General features: G+C 65.6%; 14 protein-coding genes and 2 tRNA genes. 4 read left to right on the top strand and 12 right to left on the bottom strand.

All coding sequences use genetic code 11. The features are described from left to right. Nucleotides 1–215 precede the first annotated feature (215 nt). The 6 genes from ACQ7JA_RS15975 to ACQ7JA_RS15950 form a co-directional block, all read right to left on the bottom strand. Nucleotides 216–290, bottom strand: a tRNA-Val gene (locus ACQ7JA_RS15975). 41 nt (nt 291–331) lie between these two features. After that, complete coding sequence (locus tag ACQ7JA_RS15970) at nt 332–769, bottom strand: hypothetical protein (RefSeq protein ID WP_430899420.1); 438 nt, start codon at nt 767–769, stop codon at nt 332–334. A gap of 225 nt (nt 770–994) precedes the next feature. Continuing rightward, nucleotides 995–1,069 (bottom strand) — tRNA-Val (locus ACQ7JA_RS15965). A 37-nt stretch (nt 1,070–1,106) separates the two neighbouring features. Beyond that, complete coding sequence (gene dnaQ / locus ACQ7JA_RS15960) at nt 1,107–1,814, bottom strand: DNA polymerase III subunit epsilon (RefSeq protein ID WP_430899418.1); 708 nt, start codon at nt 1,812–1,814, stop codon at nt 1,107–1,109. A gap of 81 nt (nt 1,815–1,895) precedes the next feature. Beyond that, nucleotides 1,896–2,363: a ribonuclease HI gene (gene rnhA / locus ACQ7JA_RS15955; protein WP_430899416.1), complete on the bottom strand. Its 468-nt coding sequence runs from the start codon at nt 2,361–2,363 to the stop codon at nt 1,896–1,898. Then, on the bottom strand, nt 2,360–3,130 hold the full coding sequence (locus ACQ7JA_RS15950; RefSeq protein ID WP_430899414.1) for a class I SAM-dependent methyltransferase: 771 nt from the start codon (nt 3,128–3,130) through the stop codon (nt 2,360–2,362). The genes rnhA and ACQ7JA_RS15950 overlap by 4 nt, the downstream gene beginning before the upstream one ends. A 54-nt stretch (nt 3,131–3,184) precedes the next feature. Here ACQ7JA_RS15950 and gloB point away from each other — a divergent pair, with 54 nt between their 5' ends. Next, nucleotides 3,185–3,985 (top strand): hydroxyacylglutathione hydrolase, encoded by an 801-nt coding sequence (gene gloB, locus ACQ7JA_RS15945; RefSeq protein ID WP_430899412.1) that lies wholly within the window; start codon nt 3,185–3,187, stop codon nt 3,983–3,985. 143 nt (nt 3,986–4,128) lie between these two features. On the opposite strand, the gene aceB is transcribed toward gloB, so the two are convergent. Next, nucleotides 4,129–5,718 carry a malate synthase A gene (gene aceB, locus ACQ7JA_RS15940; RefSeq protein WP_430899409.1) on the bottom strand — a complete coding sequence of 530 codons (1,590 nt, stop codon included), beginning with the start codon at nt 5,716–5,718 and terminating at the stop codon, nt 4,129–4,131. A gap of 153 nt (nt 5,719–5,871) precedes the next feature. Here aceB and ACQ7JA_RS15935 point away from each other — a divergent pair, with 153 nt between their 5' ends. Continuing rightward, a complete protein-coding gene (locus tag ACQ7JA_RS15935; RefSeq protein WP_430899407.1) occupies nt 5,872–6,768 on the top strand; it encodes a LysR family transcriptional regulator in 897 nt (298 codons plus the stop codon). A gap of 166 nt (nt 6,769–6,934) precedes the next feature. Here the strand turns inward: ACQ7JA_RS15935 and ACQ7JA_RS15930 are convergent, their stop codons facing one another. From ACQ7JA_RS15930 to ACQ7JA_RS15915, 4 genes are all read right to left on the bottom strand, one after another. Continuing rightward, nucleotides 6,935–7,138, bottom strand: coding sequence for a cold-shock protein (locus tag ACQ7JA_RS15930; RefSeq protein WP_227803095.1), 204 nt, complete (start codon nt 7,136–7,138; stop codon nt 6,935–6,937). Nucleotides 7,139–7,465: 327 nt separating this feature from the next. Continuing rightward, nucleotides 7,466–7,816, bottom strand: a complete 351-nt coding sequence (locus ACQ7JA_RS15925) for an Hpt domain-containing protein (RefSeq protein ID WP_430899405.1) — start codon at nt 7,814–7,816, stop codon at nt 7,466–7,468. An 8-nt stretch (nt 7,817–7,824) separates the two neighbouring features. After that, nucleotides 7,825–8,475: a uracil phosphoribosyltransferase gene (gene upp / locus ACQ7JA_RS15920; protein WP_430899403.1), complete on the bottom strand. Its 651-nt coding sequence runs from the start codon at nt 8,473–8,475 to the stop codon at nt 7,825–7,827. 75 nt (nt 8,476–8,550) lie between these two features. Further along, nucleotides 8,551–10,236 (bottom strand): isovaleryl-CoA dehydrogenase, encoded by a 1,686-nt coding sequence (locus ACQ7JA_RS15915; RefSeq protein ID WP_430899401.1) that lies wholly within the window; start codon nt 10,234–10,236, stop codon nt 8,551–8,553. 330 nt (nt 10,237–10,566) lie between these two features. Here ACQ7JA_RS15915 and ACQ7JA_RS15910 point away from each other — a divergent pair, with 330 nt between their 5' ends. Next, nucleotides 10,567–12,312 carry a putative bifunctional diguanylate cyclase/phosphodiesterase gene (locus tag ACQ7JA_RS15910; protein ID WP_430899399.1) on the top strand — a complete coding sequence of 582 codons (1,746 nt, stop codon included), beginning with the start codon at nt 10,567–10,569 and terminating at the stop codon, nt 12,310–12,312. Continuing rightward, nucleotides 12,309–13,802: an HDOD domain-containing protein gene (locus tag ACQ7JA_RS15905; protein WP_430899397.1), complete on the top strand. Its 1,494-nt coding sequence runs from the start codon at nt 12,309–12,311 to the stop codon at nt 13,800–13,802. Before ACQ7JA_RS15910 ends, ACQ7JA_RS15905 begins: the two co-directional genes overlap by 4 nt. Nucleotides 13,803–13,837: 35 nt before the next feature. Here ACQ7JA_RS15905 and aroC read toward each other — a convergent pair whose 3' ends face one another. Continuing rightward, nucleotides 13,838–14,932, bottom strand: coding sequence for a chorismate synthase (gene aroC, locus ACQ7JA_RS15900; RefSeq protein ID WP_430899395.1), 1,095 nt, complete (start codon nt 14,930–14,932; stop codon nt 13,838–13,840). Nucleotides 14,933–14,985: the final 53 nt, after the last annotated feature.

Genomic DNA, 14,985 nt, shown 5'->3' with positions numbered 1-14,985 from the left:
GCCAGTGACGCAGCCGAGCCACATCGGTGCTGGACAATGGCGCCGCGGACAGGCAGGCGAACAATTCGTCAAAGCTCAAGCCTTGCATCGTCACTCCAGATGAGTTAACTCGACGATGCGTAAGACTTCGACAACACGATTTGGTTCACCCAACAACCGCGAACACAGCCAAGCAAAAAGCCCGCAAACATCGCTGTTTGCGGGCTTTCGTATTCTGGTGGGAAGTGCAAGTTTCGAACTTGCGACCCCTGCAGTGTGAATGCAGTGCTCTACCCCTGAGCTAACCTCCCGAGTGCGCGTATTATGCACTAACCGTTGAGATATATCAATATCAACCGGCGCATATATCTCGCCTTGCCGGCTTGTCATTCTCGAGCGCCGCAGCCTGCGCGCCCGCTGGCTGACCCAGGCTGGACTTGATCAAGTCCAGCTGAGCCGGTGCGACTTCGCGGCCGCGCTTCGAAGCGAGCATTGCCCTATGCCAGTGCCCTGGCGCACGCAGAAGCTGCTCTTCGTCTGCCGCCTGCTCGACCTGGCGCACGACCTCGGCGGCAAGCAGGCCCCGACAGACCTCGGCCGAGCCGATCATCATCGCCTTTGCTTGCACCATGGCGTGCAGGCCGAGCGGAAAGATAGCGGAGCCGGGAGGGCGCGACGGCACAATCAATTCCAAAGCCGCCAGCGCGCCGACGATGGGCCGGAGGGAGTCTGCCGGGACCGCATCCATCGGTGCACTGCAGGACTTCCGGCCATCGACCATGATCAGCACCGATCGCTGGCGCGCCGTGAGGCCCGCGCTACGTGCCAAGGCTTCCGCACGGCCCTTGTCCGTCTTTATGAAGATGCGCTACGCCAGGGACGGCGGATGAGAGATCGGTTGAGCGATCATGCTTGTTCGTCACCAAAGAATCGTCTAATTCTACATAGCACGTATGACAAGACCATGAAAAAAGGCGCTGTCCGCATGTGCAGACAGCGCCTTTCTCTGAATCCTTGGTGGGAAGTGCAAGTTTCGAACTTGCGACCCCTGCAGTGTGAATGCAGTGCTCTACCCCTGAGCTAACCTCCCGAAGCGAGGCATATTATGGCACAGAATCATTGCGCCGTCACCCCTGCGAAGCGTAATTCCTCCAGACGCACTGCCCTTTCACGTTCTTGTCCAGGCCGGCCAGCACCTCTTCGTGCGCAGCGAGTTCCTCGCTGCTTGCCGCCACCACGATGATCTCGCCCAGAGGGCCGGCGTCGAGCATCTCGCCCACGCCGCTGGCTTCGACCGCCACGTCCATGGTGAGCGAGTTCTGGCCACGCGTCATCGCGAGGTAGACGTCGGCCAGCAGTTCCGAGTCGAGCAGCGCGCCGTGCAGTTTGCGGTGGGCGTTCGAGATCTCGTAGCGGTCGCACAGCGCGTCGAGCGAATTGCGCTTGCCGGGATGGAGTTCCTTGGCCTGGACCAGGGTGTCGATCACGCCGCTGCAGCAGGAAGTGAACGGCGGCAGGCCGAGGCGCTGGAACTCGTGGTTCAGGAAGCCCAGGTCGAAGGGCGCGTTGTGGATGATGACTTCGGCGCCCTGCACGAATTCGCGCAACTCTTCGACGATCTCGGCGAACTTCGGCTTGTCGCTCAGGAATTCGGTGGTGAGGCCGTGGACCGCCAGCGCCGCTTCGTCCGAATCGCGCTCGGGGTTGATATAGCGGTGGAAGTTATTCCCGGTCAGCTTGCGGTTGACGATCTCGACGCAGCCGACCTCGATGATGCGGTCGCCTGTACGGGGATTCAGGCCGGTGGTTTCGGTATCGAGGACAATCTGGCGCATGGCGTTAGGAAGAGTTGAAGCGGATTGCAGTATAGCAAAACGCAGGCCGCCTCAAGAGACCATCGATGCGCGCGATGTGCTTTAGCGTCGCACCGAGGCCGCCCCGCGGTTGGCCAGCACGTCCGCGCGCTCGTTGCCCGGATGACCGTTGTGGCCGCGCACCCAGCGCCATTCGACGGCGTGCTGCTGCTGCGCCAGGTCGAGCGCCTTCCACAGGTCGTCGTTCTTGACCGGCTCCTTCGTCGAGGTCTTCCAGCCGCGCGCCTTCCAGCCGTGGATCCATTCCGAGATCCCTTTCTGCACATACTGGCTGTCGGTATGCAGCACCACCTCGCAGGGCCGGTTCAGCACGCCCAGCGCCTCGATCACCGCGCGCAATTCCATGCGGTTGTTGGTGGTGTTGGGCTCGCCGCCGAAGATTTCCTTTTCGTGGCCGTTCGAGACCAGGAGCGCGCCCCAGCCGCCCGTGCCGGGATTGCCCTTGCAGGCGCCGTCGGTAAAGATTTCGACCCTGGTCGCGCCGCCTGCATTCATTTTCGATTCGTTCATTCTCTGTTCGCCGCCGGCACTGCCTGCGGACGCTTGCTCGTTTTCTTGTTCCATGCAGGTCCGATGATGTGCATGCCCTTGACCCGCTTGATGGCGTGGACCACGTACACGGCGCCCAGGTAGGGCCACCAGCGCCGGCCAGCCGACTCCATCATCGAGAACCGGCTCAGCCAGTGGGCTGTCCGGCACGGCGGCGCGTAGCAGCCGAAGTGGCTGCGCGTGACGCCGAGATTCAGCAATTTTAACCAGTCCTTCAGGCGCGGCATAGAGATGAACTCGCCGGAGGCCGGCAGGTAGCCGTTGTTCGTGACCCTTCCCACCCCCTGGCGCATGCCCCACAGGCTGGCCGGGTTGAAGCCGCAGATGATCACCTGTCCTTCCGGGATCAGGACCCGTTCGACCTCGCGCAGCACCTGGTGCGGTTCGCTGGCGAATTCGAGCACGTGCGGCAGCACGATCAGGTCCATGCTGTGCGAGGCGAAAGGCAGTTCGGCGAAATCGAGCGCGACGGCGATCTGCTTGCCGCCGGCGGCGAAGGCCAGCTCGTCGTCGGTCGAGGTGCGGGTGGCGGCCTGCCATTTATTGGGCATGCGGTTGGCGGCGAGCGCGTCGAGCTGGGGCACGCCGATCTGCAGGGCATTGAAACCGAAGATGTCCGCCACCAGTTCGTCGAGGCAGGCCTGTTCGAAGGCGCGCACGTAGGCCCCCGCCGGCGATTGCAGCCAGAGGTCGAGCGCTATAATGGATTTTTCGGATGCCGCGTCCATTCCATCCCTTCGTGGGTGAAAATTTATTTCACCCGCCCTTCGGTTCACATCACCATGACGACTTCTTCGCGCCAGGCCCTTTCTGTTCTTACCGTTCCCGCATTCAAAGACAACTACCTCTGGCTCATCCACGACGGCACGAACGCGGCAGTGGTCGACCCGGGCGACGCCGGGCCGGTCCGTGAAGCCCTGCAGGCGCACGGCCTGGCCCTTACCTGCATTTTACTCACCCATCACCATGCTGACCATATCGGCGGCGTCGCGTCCCTGCTCTCCGAGTGGAAAGTGCCGGTTTACGGGCCGCGCAGCGATGGCATCCAATCCATTACGCATGCGCTGGACGAAGGCGACCGGGTCCGTGTCGATGGGCTCGACCTGGAGCTGGACGTGCTCGCGGTGCCGGGGCATACGCTGGGACACATTGCCTATGTGCGCAGGACAGCGGGAGCGCACTGGCTGTTCTGCGGGGATACCTTGTTCGGGGGCGGTTGCGGCCGGCTGTTCGAAGGCACGCCGCAGCAGATGGCCGATTCGCTGGCCAAGCTCGCGGCGCTGCCGGACGATACGCTGGTCTATTGCGCGCACGAATACACGGTGTCGAACCTGACCTTCGCGCAGGCGGTCGAACCGGATAACCAGGGACTGGCCTTCCGCATGCGCGACGCGACGGAGAAGCGCGGCACACGGCTGCCGACGGTGCCGTCGACCATCGGGCTGGAGAAGGGAACGAATCCCTTCCTGCGCTATACGGAACCGGGAATCGTCAGGAGCCTGGTCGAGGCCGGGCGATTGAAGGAAGGCGCCGCGCCGGTGGAGGCCTTCACGGCACTACGCGAGTGGAAAAACGTCTTTTGAAGTAGGGTGTTCGGCTCTGCCGAACGCGCGTTCAACCAGCATGTGAAGAGACGATGTGCTACGTCTCACCGTGTACTTGAACGCGTGGGCGGAGGACTCGCGGGGCCGCCCAGGCCCACCCTACAAGAAACGAGTACGCCGGATCAGATTTCTTCGTACAGCGGCAAGGTCAGGAACTCCGCGAAGGTATCCGACGTCGACATCTGCTCGAAGATCTCGGCCGCGCGCGCATAGCTCGGGTTGTCGCCGTTGGGCGCCACCTGCTTCACCTTGGCCAGTTCTTCCGGGATCATGGTGCGCACCATCTCGGCAGTCACCTTGCGGCCGTCTTCCAGCACGCCTTTCGGCGTCCTGATCCACTGCCACACCTGGGAGCGGCTGATCTCGGCGGTGGCGGCGTCTTCCATCAGGTTGTGGATCGGCACGCAGCCATTACCGGCCAGCCAGGCGCCGAGGTAGTGGATGCCGACGTTGATGTTGTAGCGCAGGCCCTCTTCCGTGATCGGCGTCTCGGGCTTGAAGTCGAGCAGTTCGGCGGCGGTCACGTTCACATCCGGACGCTGCTTGTCGATCTGGTTGGGCCTGTCGCCCAGCACCTTCACGAATTCCGTCATGGCCAGGTCGACCAGGCCCGGGTGCGCCACCCAGCCGCCGTCGTAGCCATCGGTGGCGTCGCGCGCCTTGTCGCCCCGCACCCCACCCATCGCGACCTCGTTCTTCGCCGGGTCGTTCTTGATCGGGATCAGGGCCGACATGCCGCCGATGGCCGGCGCATTGCGCTTGTGGCAGGTCTTGAGCAGCAGCAGTGCATAGGCGCGCATGAAGGGCGCCGTCATGGTCACCTTGGGGCGGTCGGCCAGGCAGAAGTCCTTGTCCAGCTTGAACTTCTTGATGCAGGAGAAGATGTAGTCCCAGCGGCCCGCGTTCAGGCCGGCACTGTGTTCGCGCAGCTCGTAGAGGATCTCGTCCATCTCGAAGGCCGCGAGGATGGTCTCGATCAGCACGGTGGCCTTGATGGTTCCGCGCGGCAGGCCGAGATCTTCCTGGGTCATCACGAAGATGTCGTTCCACAGGCGCGCTTCCAGGTGCGATTCCATCTTCGGCAGGTAGAAATAGGGGCCGGCGCCGCGTGCGAGCTGCTCCTTGGCGTTGTGGAACATGAAGAGGGCGAAGTCGAAGATGCCGCCCGAGACGCGCTTGCCGTCGACCAGCACGTGCTTCTCGTCCAGGTGCCAGCCGCGCGGTCGCACGACCAGGGTCGCGACCTTCTCGTTCAGCCGGTAGGTCTTGCCGTTCTGTTCCAGCGAGATCGTGCGGCGCACCGCGTCGCGCATATTGATCTGGCCGGTGATCTGGTTGTCCCAGTTCGGCGTGTTCGAATCCTCGAAGTCGGTCATGTAGCTGTCGGCGCCGGAGTTGAGCGCGTTGATGACCATCTTGCGCTCGACGGGGCCGGTGATTTCCACGCGGCGGCATTCGAGGGCCTGCGGAATCGGGGCGATGGTCCAGTCGCCTTCGCGGATGTGGGCGGTCTCCGGCAGGAAGTCCGGACGCTCGCCCGCATCCAGGCGGCGCGCGCGTTCGGCGCGGGCGGCGAGCAGTTGCTGGCGGCGCGGCTCGAAGGCGCGCGAGAGGCGGGCGACTAGCGCGAGGGCCTCGGGCGTCAGGATCTGTTCGTAACCAGGCTTGATCTCGGCTGAAATTTCCATGCCGTCTGGGATGGCGATCGTCATTGCGCTTGCTCCTGTAAGTAAAGAACCGGTGCGACGCCAGCGGCGCGGGGCCGCCTTGGCGTTTGTCATAGCATCAAGTATATTCACTGGAAGATAGCTAAACGATACATTTTCTCACTACATCTGTGCGTTTTTGTATCAAATGGAGAAGACATGGACAAGTTCAGGCAGATCGAAACCTTCGTCGAAGTCGTCGCGCGCGGCAGCCTGTCCGCGGCGGCCCGCGCCGAGGGCATCGCGCCCGCCATGATCGGGCGGCGCCTGGATGCGCTGGAAACCAGGCTGGGCGTCAAGCTGCTCCAGCGCACCACGCGGCGGCTGGTACTCACCGACGAAGGCGCGGCCTTTCTGGAAGACTGCCAGCGCATCCTCGCCGAACTCGAGGAAGCCGAATCGGCTGCCAGCGAACGCAGCGCCCGCGCCACCGGCCACCTCTTCGTGTCTGCCCCGGCCGGCTTCGGCCGCCAGCACGTCGCGCCGCTGCTGCCCTCCTTCCTGGCCGAGCACCGCGAACTGACCGTCAACCTGAACCTCACCGATCGCCTGGTCGACGTTGTCGGCGAAGGCGTGGACGTGGCCATCCGCATCGCCAGCCTGAACGATTCGAGCCTGGTCGGCGCCAAGCTGGCCGACAACCACCGCGTGGTGGTGGGCTCGCCCGCCTACCTCAGGCGCCACGGCACGCCGCGCAGCCTGGCGGATCTGGCGCGCCACAACTGCCTGGCGATCAGCAGCGAAGGCAGCCAGCGTGGCTGGACCTTCCTTGACAAGGGCAAGCCCGTGACCCTGAAGGTGGGAGGAAACATGGAGTGCAACGACGGCGCGGTGCTGCACGCCTGGGCCCTGGCCGGAAAGGGACTGGCCTGGCGCTCGATGTGGGAAGTGGGCGCGCAGATCGCGTCCGGCGAGCTGCGCACGGTACTCGACGACTACGCGGCGCCAGGCAACGATATCCATGCGGTGTTCGCGCAGCGCCGCCATCTGCCCTTGCGCATCCGCAGCTTCGTCGACTTCCTGCGGCGCAGTTACGCCCAACCAGAATACTGGTAGGCCCGCAAGCAGGGAAATACTTCCCCACCGGAACGAATCAGCGCCCGATCCATCCAGGGCGCATCGTCGGAGAGCCCATCGCGTACTGACAGGACAGGATTTCCGACATCCGGACAAAAAAAATCCCCGGTGATTCCGGGGATTTTTTGCTACCGCTGGAGAGCGATTACAGCGGCTGGATGTTCGCGGCCTGCTTGCCCTTCGGGCCGGTGGTCACGTCGAACGAAACGCGCTGGTTCTCTTGCAGCGATTTGAAGCCGTTGGTCTGGATAGCCGAGAAGTGTGCGAACAGATCTTCGCCGCCTTCATCAGGAGTGATGAAGCCGAAACCCTTCGAGTCATTGAACCATTTAACGATGCCAGTTGCCATTACAATTTCCTATTTCAGTTAAGTGGGCTTGCGCCCGTTTAAGATCGTTTGAAGAAGCAAGAAAGGAATGACAGACTAACTGCACTACTACCTACAACCCAACGATCCCACATTATACCGAATAAAAACGGATAGACGGCCAGTTCGCAAAATAAAAAAACTCGCTGTCGCAACAATTTCGTCAAAATTCCCCCATTCAACTATTTGGAGGCGTTTTTTTGATTCGGCAGTAGAGAAAATATAGGGCAAGGAGAGGCTGGAAATTTGCGCAGCATCAAACTATGCAGCGGTGGCTTATTGCGTAGACGCAATGTCAGCCGAGGAGTTTCAACCTAGGGAGCGTGGATCGCGCTGGCCCGCCTCGACAAACTGGCCGAGTTCCCCCAGCCAGATCGCCCAGTCGCTGCGCGCCACCGCATCGAAGGTCATCAGGACCCGCAGGCGCTGCTCGAGCGCGCGTGCGTGCTGGCCCAGGCTCCGGTAGCCGAAGGTGACGGCCGAGCCGGCCACGGTATGCAGCATGGCCTGCAACTCGTTCGCGGCCGGCGCGGGGGCGGCCGGATCGAGCTCCGCGCCCAGCTGGGCCAGGCGCGCGAGCGTGGTCGGCAGGCTGCCGGCGAAACTGTCGTTCGCCGAAGCCAGGCGCGAGAAGAACTGCTGGTCCGCCCCGAAGCTCATGCCGGTGCTTACTTGGTGCCGAAGATGCGGTCGCCCGCGTCGCCCAGGCCCGGCACGATGTAGGCGTCTTCGTTCAGGTGCGAATCGAGCGAGGCGACGTAGACCTTCACGTCCGGGTGGGCCTTCTGGAACACCTCGATGCCTTCCGGCGCGGCCACCAGGGCCAGGAACAGGATCTGCTCGCTCGGCACGCCGCGCTTCTTGAGCACGTCGACGGCATGCACCGCCGAATTGCCGGTCGCGACCATCGGGTCGCACAGGATGAAGGTGCGTTCATTGGTGTCCGGCAAGCGCACCAGGTACTCGACCGGCTCGTGGGTGTCCGGATCGCGGAACACGCCGATATGGCCGACGCGCGCGGACGGCACCAGTTCCAGCAGGCCGTCGCTCATCCCGATGCCGGCGCGCAGGATCGGCACGATGGCCAGTTTCTTGCCGGCGATGACGGGCGCGTCGATGGTGACCAGCGGCGTCTTGACGACCCGGGTGGTCAGCGGCAGGTCGCGCGTGATCTCGTACCCCATCAAGAGCGTAATTTCGCGCAGCAGCTCGCGGAAGGTGCGCGTCGAGGTGTCGTGCTCGCGCATGTGCGACAGCTTGTGCTGGATGAGCGGGTGGTTCAGGATGAAGAGGTTGGGGAACCGCGGATCTTGTTTCATGGTGGGTAGAGAATGTTGGGTGTGTTGCAAGTGACCGGCATTATCCCAGCCGCGGCCGATTTTGTCCCGCTCTTTCTAGGACGGGGCCTGCAGGGCCCGCGCCAGGATCGCGGCGCAGTCGGCCTGCGCGGGGAGCCGCCCGAACGCGCCGCCCGGCTCGCGCGCGATGCGCGAGGCGACGAAGGCGTCGGCCACATAAGCGGGCGCATGGCGCAGCAGCAGCGCCGCCTGCACCGCCAGCACCAGGCGCTCGGCCAGCACGCGCGCCCCGCCCTCGTCCCGGGCCATGGCCGGGAGTGCGTCGAGCAGCGCACCGGCGAAACCGGCGAAGCGGGCGTCCAGCGCCATCGCCGGCTCCAGCTCGGCCGCCAGCGCCGCATGCGCCTCCGGCAGCGACTTGCCGAGTGCGCGCAGCACGTCCAGGCACATCACATTGCCGGAACCCTCCCAGATCGAATTGACGGGGAATTCGCGGTACAACCGTCCCAGCGGGCCGTCCTCCACATAGCCGTTGCCGCCCATGACCTCCATCGCCTCGGCCCCGAACATCGGCCCGCGCTTGCAGATCCAGTACTTGCCGGCCGGGGTCAGGATGCGGCCCAGCAGCGCCTGGGCGGGCTCCCGGCCTTCGTCGACACAGCGCGCCAGGCGCAGGGCGAATGCGGTGGCGGCCTCGGATTCGAGCGCCAGGTCGGCCAGCACGTTCTGCATCAGCGGCTGTTCGGCGAGGCGCCGGCCGAACGCGGAGCGGCCGCGCGCATGGTGCAGGGCGTGGCACAGGGCGGCGCGCATGATGCCGGCGCTGCCCAGCACGCAGTCCAGGCGGGTGTAGCCACCCATCTCGAGGATGGTCGGGATCCCGCGTCCGGGAGCGCCCACCATCCAGCCGACCGCATCCTGGAATTCGACTTCGGAGGAGGCATTCGAGCGGTTGCCGACCTTGTCCTTCAGGCGCTGGACCCGGATCGCATTGCGGCTGCCGTCCGGCAGGAAGCGCGGCACGAAGAAGCACGACAGGCCGCTGCTGCCCTCTTCCTCGATCTGGGCCAGGATCAGGTGGGCGTCGGCCTGCGGCACCGAAAAGAACCACTTGTGGCCGACAATGCGCCAGGCGCCCTCGCCTGCCGCGCCGAAGCGCACCGAGGCCTCGCCGGGCGGCAGCAAGGTGGCGCGGGTGGTATTGGCGCGCACGTCGCTGCCGCCCTGTTTCTCGGTCATGCCCATGCCGACCAGGGCGCCGCGTTTTTCCGTCACCGGCAGCGAACGCGGGTCGTAGTCGTTCGAGAGGATCTTCGGCAGCCAGGGCGCCAGGCGCGGCTCGCGGCGCAGGGCCGGCACCGAGGCATAGGTCATGGTCACCGGGCACTGGCTGCCGTTCTCGAGCTGGCCGAACAGCAGGTACTGGGCCGCGCGCGCCACCTGGGCGCCGGGGCGCGGGTCCTGCCATGGCGCGGAGTGGGCGCCGGCCTTGACCAGCAGCGACATGAGCTGGTGCCAGGCCGGGTGGAACTCGATCTCGTCGATGCGGCGGCCGGAGCGGTCGAAGCCGAGCAGGCGCGGACCCGCGGCATTGGCCTGGCGCGCCAGGTCGAGGACCTCGGCGCTGCCGAGGGTCGCGCCGAGGGTGGTCAGGCTGTCCGCGGCCCAGCCCGCGCCCTCGCGCCCGAGCGCCTCGCGCAGGGCCGGATCGCAGGCGAACAGGTTGACGTTTTCGAAGGAGGCCGCCTGGTTCAGGACCTCATGGGTCTGGAAAGCATCCATTTTTCGCATCTCTTTCGAAAAAGACCTGCTCGATGTTGCATCCGAGCATCATTTTAGAATCGGTTTATTTGCTGGGCAGCAAGAATCGGCGACAATGTCAGGCGTAGGTATGCTTGTCTATGCAACAACTACGCTAACGCAAAGGGCGCATCAACGCAAGCCGCTGCGTCAGCGCAAGGACTGGCCGAACGGAGACTGGCTTTGTGATTTTTAATGCCTTTCAGAATCTTTCAATGCTACAGTCCCCATTGGTTTGGTAGACTTGCATGGTTTACGCACGGTATGCATAGCGAATGCGCGTGCCAGCAACAAGAAGGCAGACAACCAGAAATGCACACCAGTTCCATCGCCGCCATCCAGCCCGAATCCCGCAAGCCGGCGCTCATGCTGCTCGACAGCCTGCTGGAAGCGGCCGGCGACGCCGTGTTCCGCGTCACGCTGGGCGGCCAGGTGCGCGCCGCCAGCCGCCGCGCCCAACTGCTCACCGGCGTCGAGCTGGACGGCCGGCCCCTGGTCGCGATGGTCCATGACATCGACCAGCCGGCCCTGCGCGCCGCCCTCGCCACCGCCGGTGGCGCCCATGCCGGCAGCGAGCCGGTCGTGGTGGAAGCGCGCTTTCGCAACGGCGAACGCGACGTCTGGTTCGAGCTGCGCCTGGCCCTGGTCGCGAGCGGCGACGATGCTCCGCTGCTGGTCGTGGGGCGCGATATGTCGGCCCAGCATGCCACCGAGGAGCGCCTGCGCCACATGGCGACCCACGACGCCCTCACCGAGCTGCCCAACCGGGTGCTGCTGTCCGACCGCATCCGCATGGTGATCGCCAACGCGCGCCGCTCGGGCCAGGGATTTGCGGTGACCACCATCGGCCTGGACGGCTTCAAGAAGGTCAACGACGGCCTTGGCCACGCGGTCGGCGACGCCGTGCTGCGCATGGCCGCGAGCCGCCTGCGCCGCACCCTGCGCGACAGCGACACCCTGGCGCGCGTGGGCGGCGACGAATTCGTGGCGGTGCTGCCGGGATCAAGCAGCGAGGCCCAGATCAAGCTGGTCACCGGACGCCTGATGGCGGCCCTGCAGTCGCCCTTCGAGATCGACGGGCATACCATCTACCTGGCCGGCTCGATCGGGGTGGCGACCTATCCGGACCACGCCGAGGACGAGGTGCGGCTGGTGACGCTGGCCGACACCGCCATGTCGCGCGCCAAGGAGACCGGCAAGGCGCGCACCGTCACCTACAGCCCGCGCGACGCCGGCCCGCCGGAACACGATATCTCGCTGGAAGCGGCGATGTTCAATGCGGTGCGCGAAGGCGAGTTCCAGCTGTATTACCAGCCGATCGTCGACGCCGCCAACCGCACCATCGAGGGCTTCGAGACCCTGATGCGCTGGAAGCATCCGACCCTGGGCATGGTCTCGCCGGCGCGCTTCATCCCGATCGCCGAGACCAATGGCCTGATCAACCTGCTCGGCGCCTGGGCCCTGAAAGCGGCCTGCATGCAGATCCGCCAGTTCGAAGAAGTCGCCGGGCGCGAACTCTACATCTCGGTCAACATCAGCCCGCGCCAGTTCAGGAGCGACAAATTCCTCACCGTGCTGGACGATGCGCTGGCGCTGTCCGGCACGCCGGGGCGCAACCTGGTGCTCGAGATCACCGAGGGCACGCTGATGGTCGACCCGGTCCACGCGGAGAGCGTGCTGGGCAAGATGGCCGAGCGCGGCGCGCGCATCGCGATCGACGACTTCGGCACCGGCTACTCGAGCCTGGCCTACCTGAAACGCTTCCCGATCTCGGTGCTGAAGGTCGACCGGGCTTTCGTGAAGGACCTGCCCGGCGCCGAGAAGGACGCGGCGATCTGCAAGGCCGTGCTGGACCTGGCCAAGCACCTCGACCTGTCGGTGGTGGCCGAGGGCGTGGAGACCGAGGCCCAGCTGGCCTTCCTCGACAGCCTGGGATGCCAGTACGTGCAAGGTTACCTGACCGGCAAGCCGATGCCGGCCCACGTGGCGATGACCGCGCTGAAAGAAGACCTTTATACCGAACTGCTGCCGGCCGACTTCCGGGCGGTCAAACCATGACGACACATTCCGCCATCCCACGCTCGCGCCAGGCCGACGCCACCCTCTCCCTGCTGTGGGAACGCATCCGCAGGCAGGGCGACATGCCGGGCTTCACCAAGGCCATCAACGCCATCCTCGCCTCCATGCGCGGCGAAGACGAGCGTGAATTCTCGATGACGCAGACGGTGCTCTCCGACCCCGTCCTGACCCAGAAGGTGCTGCGGCTGGCGAACAGCGGCATGTACTCGGCCTTCGGACAGCGCGTCAACACCGTCTCCAAGGCGGTGCTGGTGCTCGGAACCGAAGCGATCGGCCACCTGGCCCTGGGCCTGAAGCTGATCGAGGAACTGGCCAAGTCCACGCCCGACACCGAGACCGCCCACATCGAGATGGAAAAGGCCGTGCTGGCCGGGATGGTGGCCCAGCAGATCGCCGCCAGCGCCGTCTCGCGCGACCCCGAGGAAGCCGTGGTGTGCTCGATCCTGCACTCGCTGGGCCGGATGATGGTCACCTTCTACATGCCGGAGCGCTGGGCCCAGCTGCGCGAGACCGCAGGCCAGGGGCGCGAGGACAGCGCCGCGGGCAGCGTCCTCGGCCTGTCGCTGGAAGAAATCGGGCGCGCCACCGCCGAGCACTGGGGCCTGCCGCGCAACCTGGTCGCCGGCATGCGCCGCGTCGCGCCGGGCGAGCGCTTCGAGGGCTTCGGCCACGACGACTGGCTGGCCGCCCTCGGCACCATGTCGACCGATGCCGCCGACGCCCTCTGGCACGACGACGAAGCGGGCGCCGCCCGCGTGGCCGCCCTGGCCGAGAGTTTCGCCCCGATGCTGGGCGTGGAGCCGGACGGCCTGATGGGCGCCATCGAAAAGGCGCGCGAAACCGCCTCCTCCGACCTGACGATCGCGCCGCTGGCCAAGCCGCTCGAGAAGCGCGCGCGCCTGGCCGCCGCAACCCGCAAGCGCATGGCCGGCAACAAGGTCCTCATGAGCGGCGTGGCCGACATGCGCGACGCCGGCGTCAACGCCACCCCGGGCCAGATGATGTCGATGGCCCTGGAGACCATCCACAAGGGCCTGTCCTTCACGCGCTCCTTCGCCTTCCTGCGCAACCGCAAGGAAGGCAAGTACGCGGCGCGCCTGGGGCTCGGCGACGATAGCAGGGCCATGCTGCCCAATCTCGTGTTCGACGACGTCTACGAGCCCAACGTCTTTCATGCGGCGCTGGGGAGCGACCGCGTGATCTTCATCGAGAATGCGCGCGACCCCAAGTTCGCGGCCAAGCTGCCGGCCTGGTGGAAAGGCTGCTTGAGCGAAGCGCGCTGCTTCGTCGTGATTCCGCTCTGCGCCCACGGGCAGCCCGCCGGCTTCATCTACGGCGAATGGGACGACAGCTTCCCCTCGGTGGTGCTGAGCCAGACCGAGTTCTCGCTGCTGAACGACCTGCGTGGCCTGGTGGTGCGCACCGTCGAGCGGCGCCACCAGACCGAAGCGGTCGCCTCGCGGGTCTGAACGCCCGCGCCGCCCTGCCCGGGCGGCGCCGATGTTCAGCCCAGTTTCGGCGTTCCCACCTTCACGTCCCCGCACTGCGCGCGCTGCATCAGCGCGTGGTCGATCAGCACCAGCGCCAGCATCGCTTCCGCGATCGGCGTGGCGCGGATGCCGACGCAGGGGTCGTGGCGGCCGAAGGTCTCCACCATCACCGGGTTGCCGTCCTTGTCGATCGAACGGCGTGGCGTGCGGATGGACGACGTCGGCTTGATCGCGATCGAGACCGTGATGTCCTGGCCGGTCGAGATCCCACCCAGCACCCCGCCCGCATTGTTGCCGACGAAGCCTTCCGGGGTCAGTTCGTCGCCGTGCTCGGAGCCCTTCTGGGCCACCGAGGCGAATCCGGCGCCGATCTCCACGCCCTTGACCGCATTAATGCCCATCATCGCGTAGGCGATGTCGGCGTCCAGCTTGTCGTAGATCGGCTGGCCCCAGCCCACCGGCACCTTGCGCGCCACGACGTCGATGCGCGCGCCGATCGAATCGCCGGCGCGGCGCAGCTCATCCATCGCCGCTTCCATCCGCGCCAGCAGGTCCGCGTCGCCGGTGGCGGCGAAGAAGGGATTCGCGTGCACGTGCTCGAAGGACTGGAACGGCACCTCGATATCGCCCAGCGCGCGCATGCAGCCGAAGAACTCGGTGCCGTACTGCTCGCGCAGCCATTTCTTCGCCACGGCGCCGGCGCCGACCACCGGCGCCGTCAGGCGCGCCGAGGAGCGCCCGCCCCCGCGCGGGTCGCGCACGCCGTACTTGTGCCAGTAGGTGTAGTCGGCGTGGCCGGGCCGGAAAGTCTCCGTGATGTTGCCGTAGTCCTTGCTGCGCTGGTCCTCGTTGGGAATCAGGAGGGCGATCGGGGTGCCCGTGGTCACGCCCTGGTAGACGCCCGACAGGATCTGTACCCGGTCCGCTTCCTGGCGTTGGGTCACATGACGCGAGGTGCCGGGCTTCCTGCGGTCGAGCTCGGGCTGGATGTCGGCCTCGGACAGCGCCATGCCGGGCGGGCAGCCGTCGATGACGCAGCCGATGGCCGGGCCGTGCGACTCGCCGAAGGTGGTTACGGAAAACAGCTTGCCAAAGGAGTTGCCGGACATGGATTGCTCTGCTTGCAAAAAGGTGGATTTAGCATTCTACCAGCCCGGGAGTC

The organism is Massilia sp. BKSP1R2A-1, assembly GCF_050586525.1.
Taxonomy (GTDB): Bacteria; Pseudomonadota; Gammaproteobacteria; order Burkholderiales; family Burkholderiaceae_D; genus Telluria.
This window is presented reverse-complemented; position numbering and strand designations above follow the sequence as displayed.

Coding starts and splice junctions, on each gene's coding strand:
- dnaQ (WP_430899418.1), bottom strand. CDS start 1,814: ATGCGCCAGATTGTCCTCGATACCGAAACCACCGGCCTGAATCCCCGT.
- rnhA (WP_430899416.1), bottom strand. CDS start 2,363: ATGAACGAATCGAAAATGAATGCAGGCGGCGCGACCAGGGTCGAAATC.
- ACQ7JA_RS15950 (WP_430899414.1), bottom strand. CDS start 3,130: ATGGACGCGGCATCCGAAAAATCCATTATAGCGCTCGACCTCTGGCTG.
- gloB (WP_430899412.1), top strand. CDS start 3,185: ATGACGACTTCTTCGCGCCAGGCCCTTTCTGTTCTTACCGTTCCCGCA.
- aceB (WP_430899409.1), bottom strand. CDS start 5,718: ATGACGATCGCCATCCCAGACGGCATGGAAATTTCAGCCGAGATCAAG.
- ACQ7JA_RS15935 (WP_430899407.1), top strand. CDS start 5,872: ATGGACAAGTTCAGGCAGATCGAAACCTTCGTCGAAGTCGTCGCGCGC.
- ACQ7JA_RS15930 (WP_227803095.1), bottom strand. CDS start 7,138: ATGGCAACTGGCATCGTTAAATGGTTCAATGACTCGAAGGGTTTCGGC.
- ACQ7JA_RS15925 (WP_430899405.1), bottom strand. CDS start 7,816: ATGAGCTTCGGGGCGGACCAGCAGTTCTTCTCGCGCCTGGCTTCGGCG.
- upp (WP_430899403.1), bottom strand. CDS start 8,475: ATGAAACAAGATCCGCGGTTCCCCAACCTCTTCATCCTGAACCACCCG.
- ACQ7JA_RS15915 (WP_430899401.1), bottom strand. CDS start 10,236: ATGGATGCTTTCCAGACCCATGAGGTCCTGAACCAGGCGGCCTCCTTC.
- ACQ7JA_RS15910 (WP_430899399.1), top strand. CDS start 10,567: ATGCACACCAGTTCCATCGCCGCCATCCAGCCCGAATCCCGCAAGCCG.
- ACQ7JA_RS15905 (WP_430899397.1), top strand. CDS start 12,309: ATGACGACACATTCCGCCATCCCACGCTCGCGCCAGGCCGACGCCACC.
- aroC (WP_430899395.1), bottom strand. CDS start 14,932: ATGTCCGGCAACTCCTTTGGCAAGCTGTTTTCCGTAACCACCTTCGGC.